This window comes from Neisseria sp. P0021.S006 (assembly GCF_051956895.1).
The window spans coordinates 24,415-40,403 of record NZ_JBQCWZ010000007.1 but is presented as its reverse complement, the minus strand read 5'-3'; the positions used below and the strand labels follow the sequence as shown (position 1 = coordinate 40,403).

At 49.1% G+C, this 15,989-nt stretch carries 13 protein-coding genes, 1 tRNA gene and 1 pseudogene; 9 read left to right on the top strand and 6 right to left on the bottom strand.

Annotated features, from left to right (window positions below; genetic code table 11):
* Positions 1–64: 64 nt before the first annotated feature.
* Complete coding sequence (locus tag ACTHUM_RS02880; RefSeq protein WP_440361134.1) at positions 65–1,138, bottom strand: porin; 1,074 nt, start codon at positions 1,136–1,138, stop codon at positions 65–67.
* Between the two features lie 327 nt (positions 1,139–1,465).
* On the opposite strand from ACTHUM_RS02880, the gene ACTHUM_RS02875 reads away from it, so the two are divergent.
* The 5 genes from ACTHUM_RS02875 to ACTHUM_RS02855 all read left to right on the top strand — a co-directional run bounded on the left by ACTHUM_RS02875 (position 1,466) and on the right by ACTHUM_RS02855 (position 8,720).
* Complete coding sequence (locus ACTHUM_RS02875) at positions 1,466–3,085, top strand: ABC transporter substrate-binding protein (RefSeq protein WP_004519485.1); 1,620 nt, start codon at positions 1,466–1,468, stop codon at positions 3,083–3,085.
* Positions 3,086–3,160: 75 nt separating this feature from the next.
* On the top strand, positions 3,161–4,957 hold the full coding sequence (locus ACTHUM_RS02870) for an aminopeptidase P family protein (protein ID WP_049335537.1): 1,797 nt from the start codon (positions 3,161–3,163) through the stop codon (positions 4,955–4,957).
* Between the two features lie 232 nt (positions 4,958–5,189).
* On the top strand, positions 5,190–6,110 hold the full coding sequence (oppB, locus tag ACTHUM_RS02865) for an oligopeptide ABC transporter permease OppB (protein WP_036472303.1): 921 nt from the start codon (positions 5,190–5,192) through the stop codon (positions 6,108–6,110).
* Between the two features lie 72 nt (positions 6,111–6,182).
* A complete protein-coding gene (gene oppC / locus ACTHUM_RS02860) occupies positions 6,183–7,091 on the top strand; it encodes an oligopeptide ABC transporter permease OppC (protein ID WP_049335539.1) in 909 nt (302 codons plus the stop codon).
* A gap of 24 nt (positions 7,092–7,115) precedes the next feature.
* A complete protein-coding gene (locus tag ACTHUM_RS02855; RefSeq protein WP_049335541.1) occupies positions 7,116–8,720 on the top strand; it encodes an ABC transporter ATP-binding protein in 1,605 nt (534 codons plus the stop codon).
* Between the two features lie 79 nt (positions 8,721–8,799).
* Here the strand turns inward: ACTHUM_RS02855 and ACTHUM_RS02850 are convergent, their stop codons facing one another.
* Positions 8,800–10,077 (bottom strand): O-acetylhomoserine aminocarboxypropyltransferase/cysteine synthase family protein, encoded by a 1,278-nt coding sequence (locus tag ACTHUM_RS02850; protein ID WP_049335542.1) that lies wholly within the window; start codon positions 10,075–10,077, stop codon positions 8,800–8,802.
* A gap of 195 nt (positions 10,078–10,272) precedes the next feature.
* On the opposite strand from ACTHUM_RS02850, the pseudogene ACTHUM_RS02845 reads away from it, so the two are divergent.
* Positions 10,273–10,483, top strand: a pseudogene (locus ACTHUM_RS02845) (IS30 family transposase); the annotation flags it as partial.
* 243 nt (positions 10,484–10,726) lie between these two features.
* Here the strand turns inward: ACTHUM_RS02845 and ACTHUM_RS02840 are convergent.
* Positions 10,727–10,817, bottom strand: a tRNA-Ser gene (locus ACTHUM_RS02840).
* A gap of 79 nt (positions 10,818–10,896) precedes the next feature.
* On the bottom strand, positions 10,897–11,676 hold the full coding sequence (yaaA, locus tag ACTHUM_RS02835; protein WP_070695402.1) for a peroxide stress protein YaaA: 780 nt from the start codon (positions 11,674–11,676) through the stop codon (positions 10,897–10,899).
* Positions 11,677–11,846: 170 nt separating this feature from the next.
* Here yaaA and ACTHUM_RS02830 point away from each other — a divergent pair, with 170 nt between their 5' ends.
* Entirely contained in the window at positions 11,847–12,236 is a 390-nt protein-coding gene (locus tag ACTHUM_RS02830) for a RidA family protein (RefSeq protein WP_003746001.1), read from the top strand.
* A gap of 69 nt (positions 12,237–12,305) precedes the next feature.
* The gene (locus tag ACTHUM_RS02825) at positions 12,306–13,136 is read left to right on the top strand and encodes a symmetrical bis(5'-nucleosyl)-tetraphosphatase (protein ID WP_003746004.1); all 831 of its coding nucleotides are present in this window, start codon (positions 12,306–12,308) and stop codon (positions 13,134–13,136) included.
* A gap of 54 nt (positions 13,137–13,190) precedes the next feature.
* Here ACTHUM_RS02825 and ACTHUM_RS02820 read toward each other — a convergent pair whose 3' ends face one another.
* Together ACTHUM_RS02820 and ACTHUM_RS02815 are read right to left on the bottom strand one after the other, a co-directional pair.
* Positions 13,191–14,564: an FAD-binding oxidoreductase gene (locus tag ACTHUM_RS02820; RefSeq protein WP_070695359.1), complete on the bottom strand. Its 1,374-nt coding sequence runs from the start codon at positions 14,562–14,564 to the stop codon at positions 13,191–13,193.
* Between the two features lie 95 nt (positions 14,565–14,659).
* The gene (locus ACTHUM_RS02815) at positions 14,660–14,905 is read right to left on the bottom strand and encodes a hypothetical protein (protein ID WP_070695360.1); all 246 of its coding nucleotides are present in this window, start codon (positions 14,903–14,905) and stop codon (positions 14,660–14,662) included.
* A 508-nt stretch (positions 14,906–15,413) separates the two neighbouring features.
* Here ACTHUM_RS02815 and ACTHUM_RS02810 point away from each other — a divergent pair.
* Complete coding sequence (locus ACTHUM_RS02810) at positions 15,414–15,896, top strand: FKBP-type peptidyl-prolyl cis-trans isomerase (protein WP_070695361.1); 483 nt, start codon at positions 15,414–15,416, stop codon at positions 15,894–15,896.
* Positions 15,897–15,989 lie beyond the last annotated feature (93 nt).

Here is a 15,989-nt window from a genome sequence, read left to right as displayed (position 1 = left end):
ATTATAGGATGTAGAAAAGGCCGTCTGAACAAATTGTTTCAGACGGCCTTTAATCTGTCAGGCATTAATAGCGGTGTTTGAATACCATGCCCACGGCGTAAGAAGATTTTTTCGGCAAATCTTCTTCGTATTTCGGATTGACGTTTTCTTTCAACCAGCCGGCGCCGAGTGTGGCAGTTGTCCGTTTGGAGAAGCTGTAATCGGTGCTGACGGCGACGTGTTTGTAGTCTTCGCCGATAGAGCTTTTACCGTAGGCAAAGCCGATTTGAGGTTTGAAATTGCCGATTTTATATGAACCCGACACCATAAATTCTTTGGTGTTGTTGATTTCTTTGTCTTCGTGTTTTATTTTTATACTATTCTTCTCCTCCTCCCATGGCCCCCAGCAGCTAAAGCCGTCGCAAGTATTTTTGGCGTATTGGAACGCGGCATCGACGGAGATTTTGTCTTTGCTGTATCCGGCCATGAATGCGTGGGCTTGGAAGTCTTTGGTTTCGGTCGGAGAGTCGTTGGGTGCGTATTCGGCAGCGTAGTGCGCGTTAAAGCCGTTGTTGGGGTGGTAGTAGTCCACACCCCAGCCGAAGACCCAGTCACCGTCACGTTTTTTGTCCGGATTCCAGTTGTTGTTATTGCGCGCGGCATTGGAACCGGGGGAAACGTTGAATTTGAATTGGAAGCCGTTTTTCCAAGGCGACTCATAAGCCATGGAAACACGGCGTTGGCCGAAGCGGGAAATTTTGCCGAACTCCAAAATCGGGCTGTTGGTGTCGAACGGGTTCAGATAAATGCTGTTCATGGGCGTACTGATGTAGCCCATTTTGACGGTGCCGAGGTTTTTGTAGCTGTTGAGCGCGACGTATGAGTCGGCAGTACCCCAGCCGCCCCAGCGGTCGGAATCGAAGTAAATAAAGGAGCCAAGTTGCCATTTCAGCCATAAGTCGTTGTTGAGTCGTACTTCATCGGAGAGATAAAGACTGGAACTTTTATCGGAAATGGTTGTAGAGGTTACACTGGTTTTATTGTTGTGTTCGACCTCGGTCATGATGTAGATGGTGCCGCTCATTTTAGGTTCGGCGTGGGCGGCGCTTATGGAAGAGCCTATGAGGGCAGTGGCAATAAAGTAAGATAACTTCTTCATTTGATTCTCCTTTTTATGTCTTTTTCTTGCTTATGGCGAAAGAGTTCGGATAATCTTATTTGACAAATCATAAAAAATCAATACATTTGTAACTTATCGTAGGATAAATTGAAAAATAGTTTTCAGTTACGTATTTTTGTGTTAATTTGCCGACAATCTTAGACGGCTATTATTATTTCGATGGAATATGTGGTTTAAAACACTATTTTCATGGTTTGAAATAGATGATTTAACTATGCTGGAGAACTTCTAAATAAATGTAGTTGAGTGTAGTTTGAATAATTAGGCCGTCTGAAAAAGAAGAATACCCAAAAGAAGGAATGAAATATGGCCGGAAAAACCTATCCGCTGTTGGCTGCATCATTGGCTGCCGTATTCGCATTGTCGGCGTGCAGCCGCGATGTTAAGCCTGCTCCTGAGTTTAAACGTACCGATTATGAGCGCGTGGTGGTCAGCAACGGTGTTGAGCCGGGTACGCTGGATCCTCAAATGAGTGGCGATATGGCGGCCGGTGCGATTATCCGTCAGTTGATGGATGGTTTGGTCGGTACGGATGCCGAAGGTAAAACCATTCCTGCTTTGGCGGAAAAATGGGAGAGCGAGGGCGAGCGTATTTGGACCTTCCATCTGCGTGATGCCAAATGGAGCAATGGCGATCCGATTACCGCCGAAGATTTCGTGTACAGCTTTCGCCGTCTTGCCGATCCAGCCACCGGCGCACCTTTCGGCAGCTATTTGGTCGATGCCCAAGTGGAAAATGCGGAAGATATATTAAACGGCAAAGCCAAGCCTGAGACATTGGGTGTCAAGGCGTTGGACGCAAAAACCCTGCAATTTACGCTGATTGCGCCGGTACCTTATTTCCCCGATATGCTGATTCAGCAATTCACTTTCCCAGTTCATCGCGCCACTGTCGAAAAATACGGCAATAAGTGGACGCAGCCCGGTCATTATGTTTCCAGTGGCGCTTATCTGTTAACGGATTGGAAAGTCAACAGCCACATCAATATGGAACGTAATCCCAATTATTACGATAAAGACAAAGTGGCCATTCCAAAGGCGGTTTTTCTGTCAGGCAGCGGCGAGTACAACCGTTATCGCGCCAATGAAATTGATGTGACTTACGGCATTCCCAGCGATCAGGTCAAAGTGGCGGATATTGAGTTTCCAGGCCAAGTAAGACGCACGACTTCTTTGTGCAGCTGGTATTTGGAGCCGAACCACGAAGCGGCGCCGTTTAATGATCCGCGCGTCCGCAAGGCGCTCAATATGCTGACGCGCCGCGACATTGTCGTTAAAGTGGGCGGCCGCGGCGATACGCCTGCGTTCCAATTGACGCCGCCGCAAATGCAGGGCGTGATTCCCGTTTATCCTGAGTGGAAAGAGTGGACGCCTGAAAAACGCATCGAAACCGCGCGCAAACTGTTGAACGAAGCAGGCTACAACGATGACCATCCGCTTGAGTTCGATATTTTGTACAGCACCAGCGAAGCGTCCAAAAAACAAATTACTGCCGTGCAGTCGGTGTGGAAAGCCGCCATTCCGTTTATCCGTCCGACTTTGTCCAACGAGGAATGGAAAACTTATTTGGATACGCGCGCGCAAGGCAATTTCAAGGTTTCGTTCAGCGGCTGGTGTTCCGATTTCAACGATCCGGCGGGCATGCTCAATATCTTGAAATCCAACAACTCAAACAATGCATTCCGCTACAAAAGCGCGGCGTTTGATACATTTATGAACAATACGCTGAAAGATGGTGTCAGCAAGGAAGCGCGCAGCCAGCTCTATGCCGATGCGGAGAAGCAGCTTCAAGAAGACGCTGCACTGATTCCGCTGTATCATCAGGTTGAAGTGCGTATGGTCAAACCCGATATTATCGGCTATTCCGACAAAGACCCTTTGCGGAACTACACGGTCAAGAGCTGGTCGTTCGCACCGAAAAAATAGATTGATTATAGACAGTACAAGTTTTCAGACGGCCTTAATGACAGAGGCCGTCTGAAACAACAGGAGACATAACACATGAAATCTGTACAACAACGTTTGTCCGCTTTACACGAAGCCATGAAAAAACATGGCGTGGACGCGTTTGTCATTCCTTCCGCCGATCCACACCTTTCCGAATACCTGCCCGAGCATTGGCAGGCACGCCGCGATTTTTCCGGCTTTACCGGTTCGGCCGGCACTTTGGTGGTAACCGCCGATAAAGCAGGCGTGTGGACCGACAGCCGCTATTGGGAACAGGCTGGCCAACAGCTTGCGCCAAACGGCATCGAGCTGCAAAAAATGGGCGTTGATGCGCCTTATACCGAATGGTTGGCACAAAATCTGCCCGAGGGCGCCGTCGTCGGCGCGCCTGCCGATATGTTCGCACTCAGCGGCGAGCGCGGTTTGAAACAGGCACTTGCCGCCAAAAACATCCGCCTCGAATATCCTGAAACTTTGTTGGACGAAGTATGGGACGACCGTCCTGCATTGCCGACTCCGGAAATCTACGTTCACCATCCCGACTACGTTTCCGAAACTGCGGCCGAAAAACTGGCCCGTATCCGTACGGCCATGAAAGAGCAGGGCGCAGATGCACATTTGGTTTCTTCTTTGGATGACATTGCTTGGATTACCAATCTGCGCGGTGATGATGTGCCGTTCAACCCTGTGTTCTTGTCCCATCTGTTTATCAGTCAAGACAAAGCCGTATTGTTTACCGATGCAGGCCGTCTGAAAGCCGAATCTGCCGAAGCTTTGAAAGCGGCAGGTTTTGAAGTATTGCCTTATGCGCAAGCGGCGGACTATTTGGCAGGCGTTAAGGGCGCATTGCTGATTGATCCGAACAAAACCGCTGTCGGTACTTTGCGCCGCCTGCCTGAAGACGTCCGTTTGATTGAAGCCATCCACCCAAGTACATTCTTCAAATCAGTCAAATCCGATGCCGACATTACCCATATCCGCAATACCATGGCGGAAGACGGCGCGGCATTGTGCGGCTTCTTTGCCGAGTTTGAACAAATCTTGGCAGACGGCGGCGAATTGAGCGAGCTGGACATCGACGGCATGCTCTATAAACACCGCAGCCAACGTCCCGGCTTTATTTCGCCAAGTTTCGACACCATCGCCGGCTACAATGCCAATGCCGCCTTGCCTCATTACAGCGCGACACCGGAAAACAACAGCAAAATCAAAGGCGACGGTATGCTGCTGATTGACTCCGGCGGCCAATACTGGGGCGGTACGACCGACATCACGCGTGTGGTGCCTGTCGGCAATCCGAGTGCGGCCATGAAGCGCGATTACACTTTGGTGTTGAAAGCGCATATTTCTCTGGCGGAAACCATTTTCCCTGAAAACATCAAAGGCCCGATGATTGATGCCATCTGTCGTAAATCACTCTGGCAGGCGCAATGTGATTACGGTCACGGTACAGGTCATGGCGTGGGCTATTTCCTCAATGTGCATGAAGGTCCGCAAAGCATTGCCGTTGCCGCCGTGCCGCAACCGCATCACGCGATGAAGTCAGGCATGCTGACTTCCAACGAGCCGGGTCTTTACCGTCCGGGCAAATGGGGTATCCGTATCGAAAGCCTGGTAATCAACCGTCCGGTTGAAAACCCAGAGGAAACCGAGTTCGGCAAATTCCTGTATTTTGAGACCGTTACCCTCTGTCCAATCGATACGCGCCTGATCGATACCAAACTGATGACCGGCAGCGAAATCGAATGGCTGAACCAATATCACGCCGAAGTGCGCCGCCGTCTCGAGCCTTTGACAGAAGGCGCGGCCAAAGCATGGCTGATTGAACGCACCAAACCTTTGGCGCGTTAACGTGAAAGGCCGTCTGAAACGGCGGATACAAAGTTTCAGACGGCCTTATCACAACAATTATCTAAAAACTAAAAAACCTTACCCGACTCCGAATAAAAACAATAACCCGGTCGGAATAGAGAGAGAAACCGGCGCGGCGACGTTACAGACGCCTGCTGCCATTCATCCGATTTCCGCTTCAGGTCAGCTTTGTTTTCACGAGTCCGGTATGTTCAGACAGGACAGCCTGATTATGTTGAAATTCATCATCAAACGGATATGTGCTTCCATCCCGACCATGCTGGTGTTGATTACCGTATCGTTTTTTCTGATGCGGCTTGCACCGGGCAGCCCGTTCACAGGCGAACGCAATTTGCCGCCTGCGGTCATGGCCAACATCGAAGCCAAATACCACCTCAATGACCCGATGTACCTCCAATATTTCCACTACCTCAAGCAGTTGGCGCAGGGGGATTTGGGGCCGTCGTTCAAATATAAAGATTTCAGCGTTAATGAGTTGCTTGCCCAATCCCTGCCAGTATCGGCAGAACTTGGTTTCTACGCCTTTTTGATTGCCGCCATCTTCGGCATGTTTATCGGCATCATCGCCGCCTTAAAACAAAACAGCTGGCTGGATTATTCGCTAATGAGCGGCGCGATGACCGGTATCGTTGTTCCCAGTTTTGTGATGGCGCCGGTATTGGTGCTGGTGTTTGCTGTCAGACTGCAATGGCTGCCTGCAGGCGGCTGGAACGATGGCGCACTGATGAATTTGATTCTGCCTGTCGTTACTTTGTCCATCGGTTATGTGTCCAGTATCGCGCGGATTACGCGGGGTGCGATGATTGAAGTATTGAACAGCCCCTTTATCCGTACGGCACGCGCCAAAGGCCTGCCCATGAGCCGCATCATCCTGCGCCATGCGCTGCGTCCCGCCATGCTGCCGATTGTTTCTTTCTTAGGCCCGGCATTCGTTGGCATCATTACCGGCTCCATTGTGATTGAAAACGTGTTCGGTATTCCCGGCGTCGGACAATTATTTGTCAACGGCGCGCTCAACCGCGACTACGGCATGATTTTGGGTTTGACGATTTTGGTGGGCATTATGACCATTTTGTTCAACGCCATCCTCGATATTCTGTATGCCATTATTGACCCGAAAATCCGTTATTAATCCCATTTGCGCAAAGGCCGTCTGAAACGTTCAGACGGCCTGAAGAAAGAATAAAAAGCGAGAGAGAACATTATGTTATTCAAAAAGAAGCAGACTCAGGCCCTCGCAGAGGCAGCAGAATACGCCCAAGTGCACGGCAAAAGCCTGTGGAGCGACGCATGGCGGCGTTTTAAACAAAACAAAGCGGCGGTGTACAGCATTATTATCCTGTTGCTGATCAGTATTTTTGTGATTGTGGCACCATGGATTGTCCGCTACACCTACGACTTCACCGACTGGGACAATATGCAGATTCCGCCGTCCCTTTCTACTCATCACTATCTGGGTACGGACTTGCTCGGCCGTGATTTGCTGTCGCGTGCGGCAACCGGCGGACGTATTTCCTTGCTGGTCGGTGTGGCCGGCGCATTGGTGGCTGTTGTCATCGGTACGCTTTATGGCGCGATTGCCGGCTTTATCGGCGGTAAGCTCGATTCGCTGATGATGCGCTTTTTGGAAATTTTGAACGCGTTTCCGTTTATGTTTTTCGTCATTCTGCTGACCACATTCTTCGGCCGCAACTTGCTTTTGATTTTTGCCGCCGTGGGTTTGGTGTCTTGGCTGGACGTGGCGCGTATCGTGCGCGGCCAAACCTTGAGCTTGAAGCATAAAGAGTTTGTCGAAGCGGCACGTGTGAGCGGCGTGGCAAAACGTAAAATCGTAACGCGCCACATTATTCCGAATGTTTTGGGTGTGGTGATGGTGTATGCCTCTTTGCTGGTACCGGGCATGATTATGTTTGAATCCTTCTTGAGCTTCTTGGGCTTGGGTGTGCAAGAGCCGATGACCAGTTGGGGTTCGATGCTGCAAGAAGGCGCAATTTCGATGGAAGCCGCACCATGGCAGCTGCTCGTGCCGAGTTTCTTCTTGGTAACCACTTTGTTCTGTTTCAACTTTATCGGCGACGGCCTGCGCGATGCGCTCGACCCGAAAGACCGCTAAACCACAACCAAAAGGATAATCAAAATGACAAAACAGTTACTGGTTGTAGAAAATCTGGACATCAATTTTGAATTGCATGAAAAAAACGTGCACGCCGTGCGTAATGTCAGCTTTAAAGTGGCAGAGGGCGAAACATTGGCTTTGGTCGGCGAGTCCGGCTCGGGCAAGTCTGTAACATCTATGTCCGTTATGCGCCTGTTGCCTGAAAAGTTTGCCCGTTATGGCAAAGATTCGCGCATTACTTTTGACGGCATTTCCATTTTGGATGCCGATGAGAAAACCCTGCGTGATTTGCGCGGCAACCGCATCAGCGTGATTTTCCAAGAGCCGATGACCTCGCTCAATCCGTTTATGCGTATCGGTGCGCAACTGATTGAAGCGGCGCGTGTGCACAATAAAAAGCTCGGCCGCAAAGAAGCAGGGCTGAAGGCATTGGCATTGTTGGAGCGTGTGGGCATCAAAGAAGCCGAACGCCGCATGAAACAATATCCACACGAGTTTTCCGGCGGCCAGCTGCAACGCATCATGATTGCCATGGCACTCATTAATGAACCTGACCTGCTGATTGCCGACGAACCGACCACGGCTTTGGATGTAACCATTCAAGCCGAGATTCTCGATTTGCTCCACGATTTGCAACAGCAAATGGGCATGGCGATTATCTTCATTACCCACGATTTGGGTTTGGCGGAACACTATTCCAAAACCGTCTGCGTCATGCGTAACGGCGAAATTGTCGAGCGCGGCAAAATCAAAGAAGTTTTTGCCCATCCGAAGCACGAATATACCGCCGAACTCATCAATGCCATTCCCAAAGGCATGAAAGAGCCGGAAGAAAACAACGCCGGTGTGTTAATCGATGCCGATAATGTCAATGTTTCTTTCGTATTGAAGCAAAGCTTTTTTGGCAAGCCGCTCAAAACTTTCGACGCCGTCAAAGGCATCAGCCTCAAAATAAAAGAAGGGGAAACATTGGGCGTTGTCGGCGAGTCCGGTTCCGGAAAATCCACGCTGGGCAAAGCCGTCATGCAGATGCTGCCTTATACCGGCCATATCTTCTTTGAAGGCAAAGACCTGAAAAACTATACAGCCGAGGAAGCATGCCGTCTGAAATCGCAACGGCAAATTGTGTTCCAAGATCCGTTCGGTTCGCTTTCCCCACGCCTTACAGTTGGTGAAATTATTGGTGAAGGTTTGACGGTTCATCATCCTGAGATGACTAAAAAAGAACGTATCCAGCGCGTTTTGGAAGTCATGAAGGAAGTGTCCCTGCCGCTTGACGCGCTCAACCGTTATCCGCATGAATTCTCCGGCGGCCAGCGTCAGCGTATAGCTATTGCACGCGCCGTTATCCTGCGCCCGAAATTCATTCTTTTGGACGAGCCGACTTCTGCACTTGACCGTTCCGTACAATCCAAAGTAGTCGAGCTTTTGCGCGATTTGCAAAAGAAATACGGCCTGACTTATATGTTCATCAGTCATGATTTGTCTGTCGTGCGCGCCGTTAGCGATAATGTGATCGTGATGAAGCAGGGCGAAATGGTTGAGTACGGCAGCGCGGATCAGATTTTCCACCATCCGCAAAACGATTACACCAAACGTTTGATTAACGCCGCATTTGATTTGTAGAAAAGGAAAAGGCCGTCTGAAAAGAAATTTTCAGACGGCCTTTTTAAGCGGAGGCTTTTTTCATCTAATGAGCGATTGCTTATGCCTGTACGGCATCCAATGCCTGCGCCAAGTCGGCAAGCAAATCGTCGATATGCTCGATACCCACGCTCAGGCGTACCATGTCGGGGCTGACGCCTGCTGCGGCGAGTTCTGCATCGTCAAGCTGACGGTGGGTCGTTGTGGCAGGATGGGTAGCCAGCGATTTGGCATCGCCGATATTCACCAAACGCAGGAAGAGTTGCAGTGCGTCAATGAATTTCGCGCCGGCTTCACGACCGCCTTTAATACCAAAACTCAGCAAACCTGAGGCTTTTCCGCCGTAGTCGCGGTCAATCAAAGCTTTATACGGACTGTCAGGCAGTGCAGGATAGTTCACCCATTCGACCCGCGGATGTTTCTTTAAGAATTCGGCTACTTTTAGGGCGTTTTCGCAATGACGTTCCATACGCAGGGCGAGGGTTTCCAAACCTTGAAGCAGTAAAAATGCGCTGTGCGGAGACAGGGCGGCACCGGTATTACGCAATGGGACGACACGGGCACGGGCGATATAGGCTGCCGCACCAAAATGTTCGCAGTAGTTTACGCCGTGGTAAGACGGATCAGGCTGATTGAAGGTTTTTTCAAAACGCGGATTGCCTGCCCATTGGAATTTGCCGCCGTCGATAATGGCACCGCCAATCGTTGTGCCGTGGCCGCCGATGTATTTTGTCAGAGATTGGATAACAATGTCGGCTCCGTGTTCTATCGGGCGGAACAATGTAGGCGTAGCAACGGTGTTGTCCACCATTAGTGGTAGCCCTTGAGCGTGCGCGGCTTGGGCGAATGCTGGAATATCAACGACATTGATGGCAGGATTGCCGATAGATTCGCAATACACCAGTTTGGTGCGGCTGTCGGTATTGGCGGCGATTTCTTCGGGTTTGGCCGGATCGATAAAGCGTACTTCTATGCCTTGGCGCGGCAGGCTGTGAGCAAAGAAATTGTATGTGCCGCCGTAGAGGGTTTTGGTTGCAATGATGTTGTCGCCTGCTTCAGCCAAGGTTTGAACGGCATAGGTAATTGCCGCCATACCGCTGGCGACAGCCAATGCGGCGATACCGCCTTCCAAACGGGCAACGCGTTCTTCCAAAACGGCAGTGGTCGGATTCATCATACGGGTGTAGATATTGCCCGCTACATCAAGGTTGAACAAGTCTGCGCCGTGTTGCGTGTTGTCGAAAGTGTAGGAAGTGGTTTGGTAAATGGGGACAGCAGCGGATTTGGTAGTTGGTTCGGATTGATAGCCTGCATGCAGGGCAATGGTTTCCCGTTTCATTTAAATATCCTTGTAGCGATTAAATAATGATAAATAGAGGCCAGCAGATTCGGATTTGAAGGGCAAACTTTCCATAACGGAAAAGTTCGGTATGTAGCAGCATACAGCCTTTCCTATAAGAAAGATTACCCTGAGCGACACTCAACTGACCCAAGAAGAACGATATCACATTCAAGACCTGTCCTACCACCACACCATCATCGAATGACACCCCATCATAATGCCGTTTACCGCGACCTTCTCCAAGATAAAAGCAACGGCAGTACTCTTTGGCAACAGCTCAGAATATGCAGCAAACCCTACCGCAAATGATACGGCAGCACACGGCTCTGAGGCAAAATGCACGATCGCGTCGGCATAGGAAAAGCCCCACATGGTTGAGCAAAAATTCCGCATTGGTGATGGGTAGGCAGATACCATTGACGGCAAAGATTAGAAAAGCGGAGACCTTGGCAAAAATCCCTCAAATTCCTAAATGTCTGGGTAGGACTTTAGGGATTTGGGGGAGTTTTAAAGGTTTTAGGCCGTCTGAAACTGCGTTATAGAAAGTTTCAGACGGCCCTTGGGTATTCTTTGGATTTGAAAATAAAAAAAGACTTGAATCATCAAGTCTCGCATTTCATTTTTACTGGATAAAAAATATCAAGAATGGCGGAAGCGGTGAGATTCGAACTCACGGAGGGCTATCAACCCTCGACGGTTTTCAAGACCGTTGCATTAAACCGCTCTGCCACGCTTCCGTTCTTGAAGCCGTAATACTAATGGAACTTACGGCCTTTGCCAAGAGGTATTTTAGAAAAAATATCTAGGATTCTGTTTTTATTTAGATTGTTCTTTACGCATGAATACCCATTCGGCTTCGTTTGAAGCTGCTTCATTGAATGAATAGCCTTCGTAGTCGAAGTTTTTGAGCATTTCAGGCTCGGTAATGCCGTGTTCTGCCGCGTAGCGCACCATCAAACCGCGCGCACGCTTGGCGTAGAAGCTGATGATTTTGTATTTGCCGTTTTTCTCGTCTTTAAAAATCGGCGTAATCAGGCGTGCGTTGAGTTTTTTGGTGTTGACGGATTTGAAATATTCTTGTGAGGCGAGGTTGATTAAAACGTTGCTACCGGCCTGCTTCAGTGTTTGGTTGAGCAGGTCGGTAATTTTATCGCCCCAAAATTCGTAGAGGTTTTTACCGCGCGAGTTGGCAAAGACCGTGCCCATTTCCAAGCGGTAGGGCTGCATCAAGTCGAGCGGGCGCAGTACGCCGTATAGGCCGGAGAGCAGGCGGACGTGTTGTTGCAGGTATTCGATTTGCTCCGGCTTGAGTGTATCGGCGGCGATACCTTCATAGACGTCGCCGTTGAACATAAATACGGCCTGCTTGGCGTTTTCAGGTGTAAACGGCGTGTGCCATACGGCATTGCGTTCGGCGTTGAGCAGGGCTATTTTGTCGGAAACGTGCATCAGCTCGGCGATTTGTTGAGGGGCAAGCTGACGCAACTCCTGCATCAGGATTTCTGCTTCGGGCAGAAGGTCGGGCTGGGTAAAGCTGCTGACGGGGGAGGGGTCTTTTTCGTTGAGGTTTTTGGCTGGGGATAAGACAAAAAACATAATAATTTCGGCTTTGAAATGAATAATGTGTGGGATTGTAGGTTTAAAATCGAGGAAGAACAAGACGGGCTAAACGCATTAATTGAATGCTTTTATTGAAACGTATTTCTGTTGAAAGTAAAATTCGAAGCTTCCACCTGTTTCTGACATTTCTACTTGAGGAGAATATCATGTCTAAAACCATTATCCATACTGACAAAGCCCCTGCCGCAATTGGTGCATACAGCCAAGCAGTCCGCGCAGGCGATACGGTTTATATGAGCGGTCAGATTCCTTTGGATCCGGCCACAATGACTGTGGTCGGTAATGGTGACTTCCGTGCCGAAGCCGTGCAAGTATTTAAAAACCTGCAAGCCGTAGCCGAAGCGGCCGGCGGTTCTTTGAACGATATCGTCAAACTCAATGCTTATTTGACTGATTTGGCCAACTTTGCAGTGTTTAATGAAGTGATGGCTGAATTTATCGAGCAACCTTTCCCTGCGCGTGCGGCAGTTGGTGTGGCCAGCCTGCCTAAAGGCGTTCAGGTTGAAGCGGAAGCAGTATTGGTTTTAAACGCATAATTGATGTTTTAGACGGCCTGAGCTGGGCTTGAGGCCGTCTGAAAAGAATAACAACGGAAAACAATAATAATGGCACATTACGCAATCGGAGACATTCAAGGCTGCTTTGACGAACTGACTTTGCTGCTTGCCAAAATCGGCTTTAATCATGGTACGGACACCCTTTGGCTGGTCGGAGATATTGTCAATCGCGGCCCGAAATCATTGGAAACCTTGAAATTTGCCAAAGAACACGACAGCAGTGTGCAAATGGTTTTGGGTAATCATGATTTGCATCTTTTGGCAGTCGGTTGCGGTGAAGGCACGCTCAAGCGCAGCGATACGGTTGAGCCGATTTTGACCCATCCCGAGAGTCAATCCCTATTGGACTGGCTGCGTCATCAACCGCTTTTGGTGCGCGGCAACAGGCATGTGATGGTGCATGCCGGTATTTTGCCGCAATGGTCGGTTGATAAGGCCGAAAGCCTTGCCCGTGAAGCCGAGGCTGAATTGCAAGGTAAAAAATACAGAAAATTTTTTGGCAAAATGTACGGCAACAAGCCGACTGCGTGGACGGATGATTTGACCGGCTACGAGCGCCTGCGGATGATTGTCAATGTCTTTACCCGTATGCGTGCGCTGACGTACAAAGGCGAATTGGATTACGAATATAAATCCACTTTGAAGAAAATGCCGCTTTACCTGCGCCCTTGGTTTAAAGCGCCTGATAGGCAGAATTTGGATTATATTACCGTGTTCGGGCATTGGTCGTCGTTGGGCTACGTTAACACAGACCAAGTAATTGCTTTGGATACCGGTGCGTTGTGGGGCGGAGAGCTGACAGCGGTCAATTTGGATACCAACGAAGTGATACAGGTACCGTCATTGGGCGGATTGGACTGGAAAACGGCATTAAAATAGTTTGGATAAGATAAAAGGCCGTCTGAAATGTTTCAGACGGCCTTTTTGTATTGGTTAATCCAAAGAAGGAAGGAGTTTTCCCGGATTCATAATGCCGTAAGGGTCAAGCTGATTTTTGATGGCATGCATCAGAGCAAGTTCGGCCTGTGTACGCACTCGGGGCAGCCAATGTTTTTTGATGATGCCTACGCCGTGTTCGGCGGCAATCGTGCCGTGGCAGGCAAGGATGTTTTCATAAACAATGGTATTGACGGCATCTTCGTATTGGTAGGCTTCGTTGCTCAATACGTTGGGCAGGAATGTATTGTAATGCAGGCTACCGTCGCCTAAATGTCCGAAGCAGACAATTTGTATGCCGGGGAAACGGGTTTCCAAGGCAGGCGCGCATTGGCGGACAAAAGCGGCTACTTGGGCGATAGGGACGGCGATATCGTGTTTGATGCTGGTGCCGAGTTTGCGTTGGGAGGCGGAAATATTTTCACGCAGGGTCCACAAATCGGAGCGTTCTTGCTCGGATTGCGCCAAGATACTGTTTTCCCATCCGTTTTGATAGAGAAATTCGGCAAGCTTTTCATCCAAACCTGCGTCGGGAACAGAGTCGGCAAGTTCAATCAAAATATGCCATTCCGCATCGGCAGGCTTTTTGAGTTGGCTGAATTCCGAAGATAAATCGAGGGCAAAGCGGCTGATCAGCTCGAAACTGGTCAAGCGTTCGGCAAAATGGCCTTGCACAGCGGTCAAAAGCGAGACGGCAGATTCAATATCATCTAGGCCTACCCATGCGGTCGCTTTGGTTTTGGGCTGGGCAAAGAGTTTGAGTGTGGCGGCGGTAATGATGCCTAATGTTCCTTCGCTGCCGATAAAAAGATGGCGCAAGTCGTAGCCGGTCGTGTTTTTGTGTAGGGGCTGAAGGTGGGAAACCAGTTCGCCGTTGGGTAAAACGACTTCCAAACCCAATACCAAATCACGCATGCTACCGTAACGCAAGACATTCAAACCGCCTGCATTGCAGGCGATATTGCCGCCGATTTGGCAAGAGCCCTCGCTGGCAAGGCTGAGCGGAAACAGTCGTCCTGCTTTGTCTGCTGCCTTTTGGGCATTTTGCAAAATTACGCCGGCCTCAACCGTCATGCTGTTGTCGGCAAGGTTGATATCGCGGATGCGGTTGAGTTTGGAGAGGTTGAGCAGTACGCCTTCGGTGGTTACCGTTGCGCCGCATAATCCGGTATTGCCGCCTTGCGGGGTGACGCGGATGCGGTTTTCAAAACAGAAACGCATGATTTTCTGCACGCTTTCGACAGAGTTCGGCTGTAAGACAATATCCGGCGAAGAAACAAAACGGCGGCGTTGGTCGTTTAACAAGGCCGGAGTGGCTTCGATGATTTCAGAGGCGGAAAGAAACTCAGCAAAACGGTCGTGAAGGTGCATGGCAGTCAGGCGGAAAAGTCGGGAAGGGGAGTGAGAGGAATGTAAAAAAGCAGGATACGCAATGGTATCCTGCTTTTTTTATATTCAAAAGAATATTATTTAGCAGCTTCAGAAGCGGCAGAAGCAGCGGCATCAGTAGCAGACGCAGCAGCTTCAGTAGCAGAAGCAGCAGCTTCGGTAGCGGCAGAAGCAGCGGCATCAGCAGTAGAAGCAGCAGCTTCAGTAGCAGAAGCAGCGGCTTCAGAAGCAGCAGAAGCGGCAGTTTCAGCAGCTTTATCAGCACCGCCACAAGCGGCCAAAGCTAAAGACAACAAAGCAGCAGCGAACAGAGATTTTTTCATTTTTAAGAACCTTTTTTAAATCGATTTAAACTAAAAATAGCCGTCAGACGGCCTATACAGTAGAAATTCATTGCTGAATTTTTCGATATTATGCCCCACGGGATAGGTCAATGCAACGTTGCGTAACCGTTTGCCGGCTAAAATCAATACGAAAATAGTGAAAATAATGTAAATCATATTGGCGCGCGAAAAATCATCTGAAAATATTCATTATTGATGAAGATTTTAAAAACATATTATATTCAATTGGTTGTGTGGTTTTATTTGTTATTGGTTTTAAGGGTTTGGAATGTTTTTGCTTTGGGGAAGTTTTTTGTAATTTAATCACTTTGTGTTGTGAAAAAGCAACTTCTGCTTATTGAAATCATTTGATTTTGCTTTTTTATATAGGCTTTTATCTTTTTGTCGCATTTGAATGGGGTATTTATTAAAGCAAGCCGATTGTTTGGTTGCGGCTGTGATAGAATAACCGTAGCGTAACTTTTAAATATTGATTAAGGACGGCATGATGTCTATTGTTAAAAATTCCGTAGTTTCCCTGCATTATGAAATGTACGATGCCAACAACCAGCTGTTGGACAAAACCGAAGAGCCGATTGCTTACCTGCATGGCGGTTATGACGGTATTTTCCCTTTGGTGGAAGAAGCGTTGCACGGCAAAAATGTAGGCGATACCGTCGAAGTGGCTTTGTCGCCCGATGATGCTTTCGGCGAACAAGATCCTGATCTGGTGCGTATTGAAGATGTCAGCGTGTTTCCTGTTGAAGTCGAAGTCGGCATGATGTTTGAAGCCGATGATCCGGAAACCGGTGATGTATTGATTTATCGTGTAACCGATGTTGCCGACGGCAAAGCCGTGGTGGACGGCAACCATCCTTTGGCCGGTATGAAAGTATTGTTCAAAGCGACTGTTGAGGGCGTGCGCGATGCGACCGAGGAAGAAATTGCCCACGGTCACGTACATGGTCCGCACGGTCATCACCATCACTAATCAGGCTTAAAGCATGATAAAGGCCGTCTGAAAAGGAATGAAATCCTCCTTTTCAGACGGCCTTTAAGTTTTTACAAGACAGATAAATAGGAA

Bases quoted from the DNA above. Each gene is read 5' to 3' on its own strand.
- yaaA (WP_070695402.1), bottom strand. From the start codon at position 11,676: ATGTTTTTTGTCTTATCCCCAGCCAAAAACCTCAACGAAAAAGACCCC.
- ACTHUM_RS02810 (WP_070695361.1), top strand. From the start codon at position 15,414: ATGTCTATTGTTAAAAATTCCGTAGTTTCCCTGCATTATGAAATGTAC.
- ACTHUM_RS02880 (WP_440361134.1), bottom strand. From the start codon at position 1,138: ATGAAGAAGTTATCTTACTTTATTGCCACTGCCCTCATAGGCTCTTCC.
- ACTHUM_RS02815 (WP_070695360.1), bottom strand. From the start codon at position 14,905: ATGAAAAAATCTCTGTTCGCTGCTGCTTTGTTGTCTTTAGCTTTGGCC.
- ACTHUM_RS02870 (WP_049335537.1), top strand. From the start codon at position 3,161: ATGAAATCTGTACAACAACGTTTGTCCGCTTTACACGAAGCCATGAAA.
- ACTHUM_RS02820 (WP_070695359.1), bottom strand. From the start codon at position 14,564: ATGCACCTTCACGACCGTTTTGCTGAGTTTCTTTCCGCCTCTGAAATC.
- oppC (WP_049335539.1), top strand. From the start codon at position 6,183: ATGTTATTCAAAAAGAAGCAGACTCAGGCCCTCGCAGAGGCAGCAGAA.
- ACTHUM_RS02825 (WP_003746004.1), top strand. From the start codon at position 12,306: ATGGCACATTACGCAATCGGAGACATTCAAGGCTGCTTTGACGAACTG.
- ACTHUM_RS02850 (WP_049335542.1), bottom strand. From the start codon at position 10,077: ATGAAACGGGAAACCATTGCCCTGCATGCAGGCTATCAATCCGAACCA.
- ACTHUM_RS02875 (WP_004519485.1), top strand. From the start codon at position 1,466: ATGGCCGGAAAAACCTATCCGCTGTTGGCTGCATCATTGGCTGCCGTA.
- oppB (WP_036472303.1), top strand. From the start codon at position 5,190: ATGTTGAAATTCATCATCAAACGGATATGTGCTTCCATCCCGACCATG.
- ACTHUM_RS02830 (WP_003746001.1), top strand. From the start codon at position 11,847: ATGTCTAAAACCATTATCCATACTGACAAAGCCCCTGCCGCAATTGGT.
- ACTHUM_RS02855 (WP_049335541.1), top strand. From the start codon at position 7,116: ATGACAAAACAGTTACTGGTTGTAGAAAATCTGGACATCAATTTTGAA.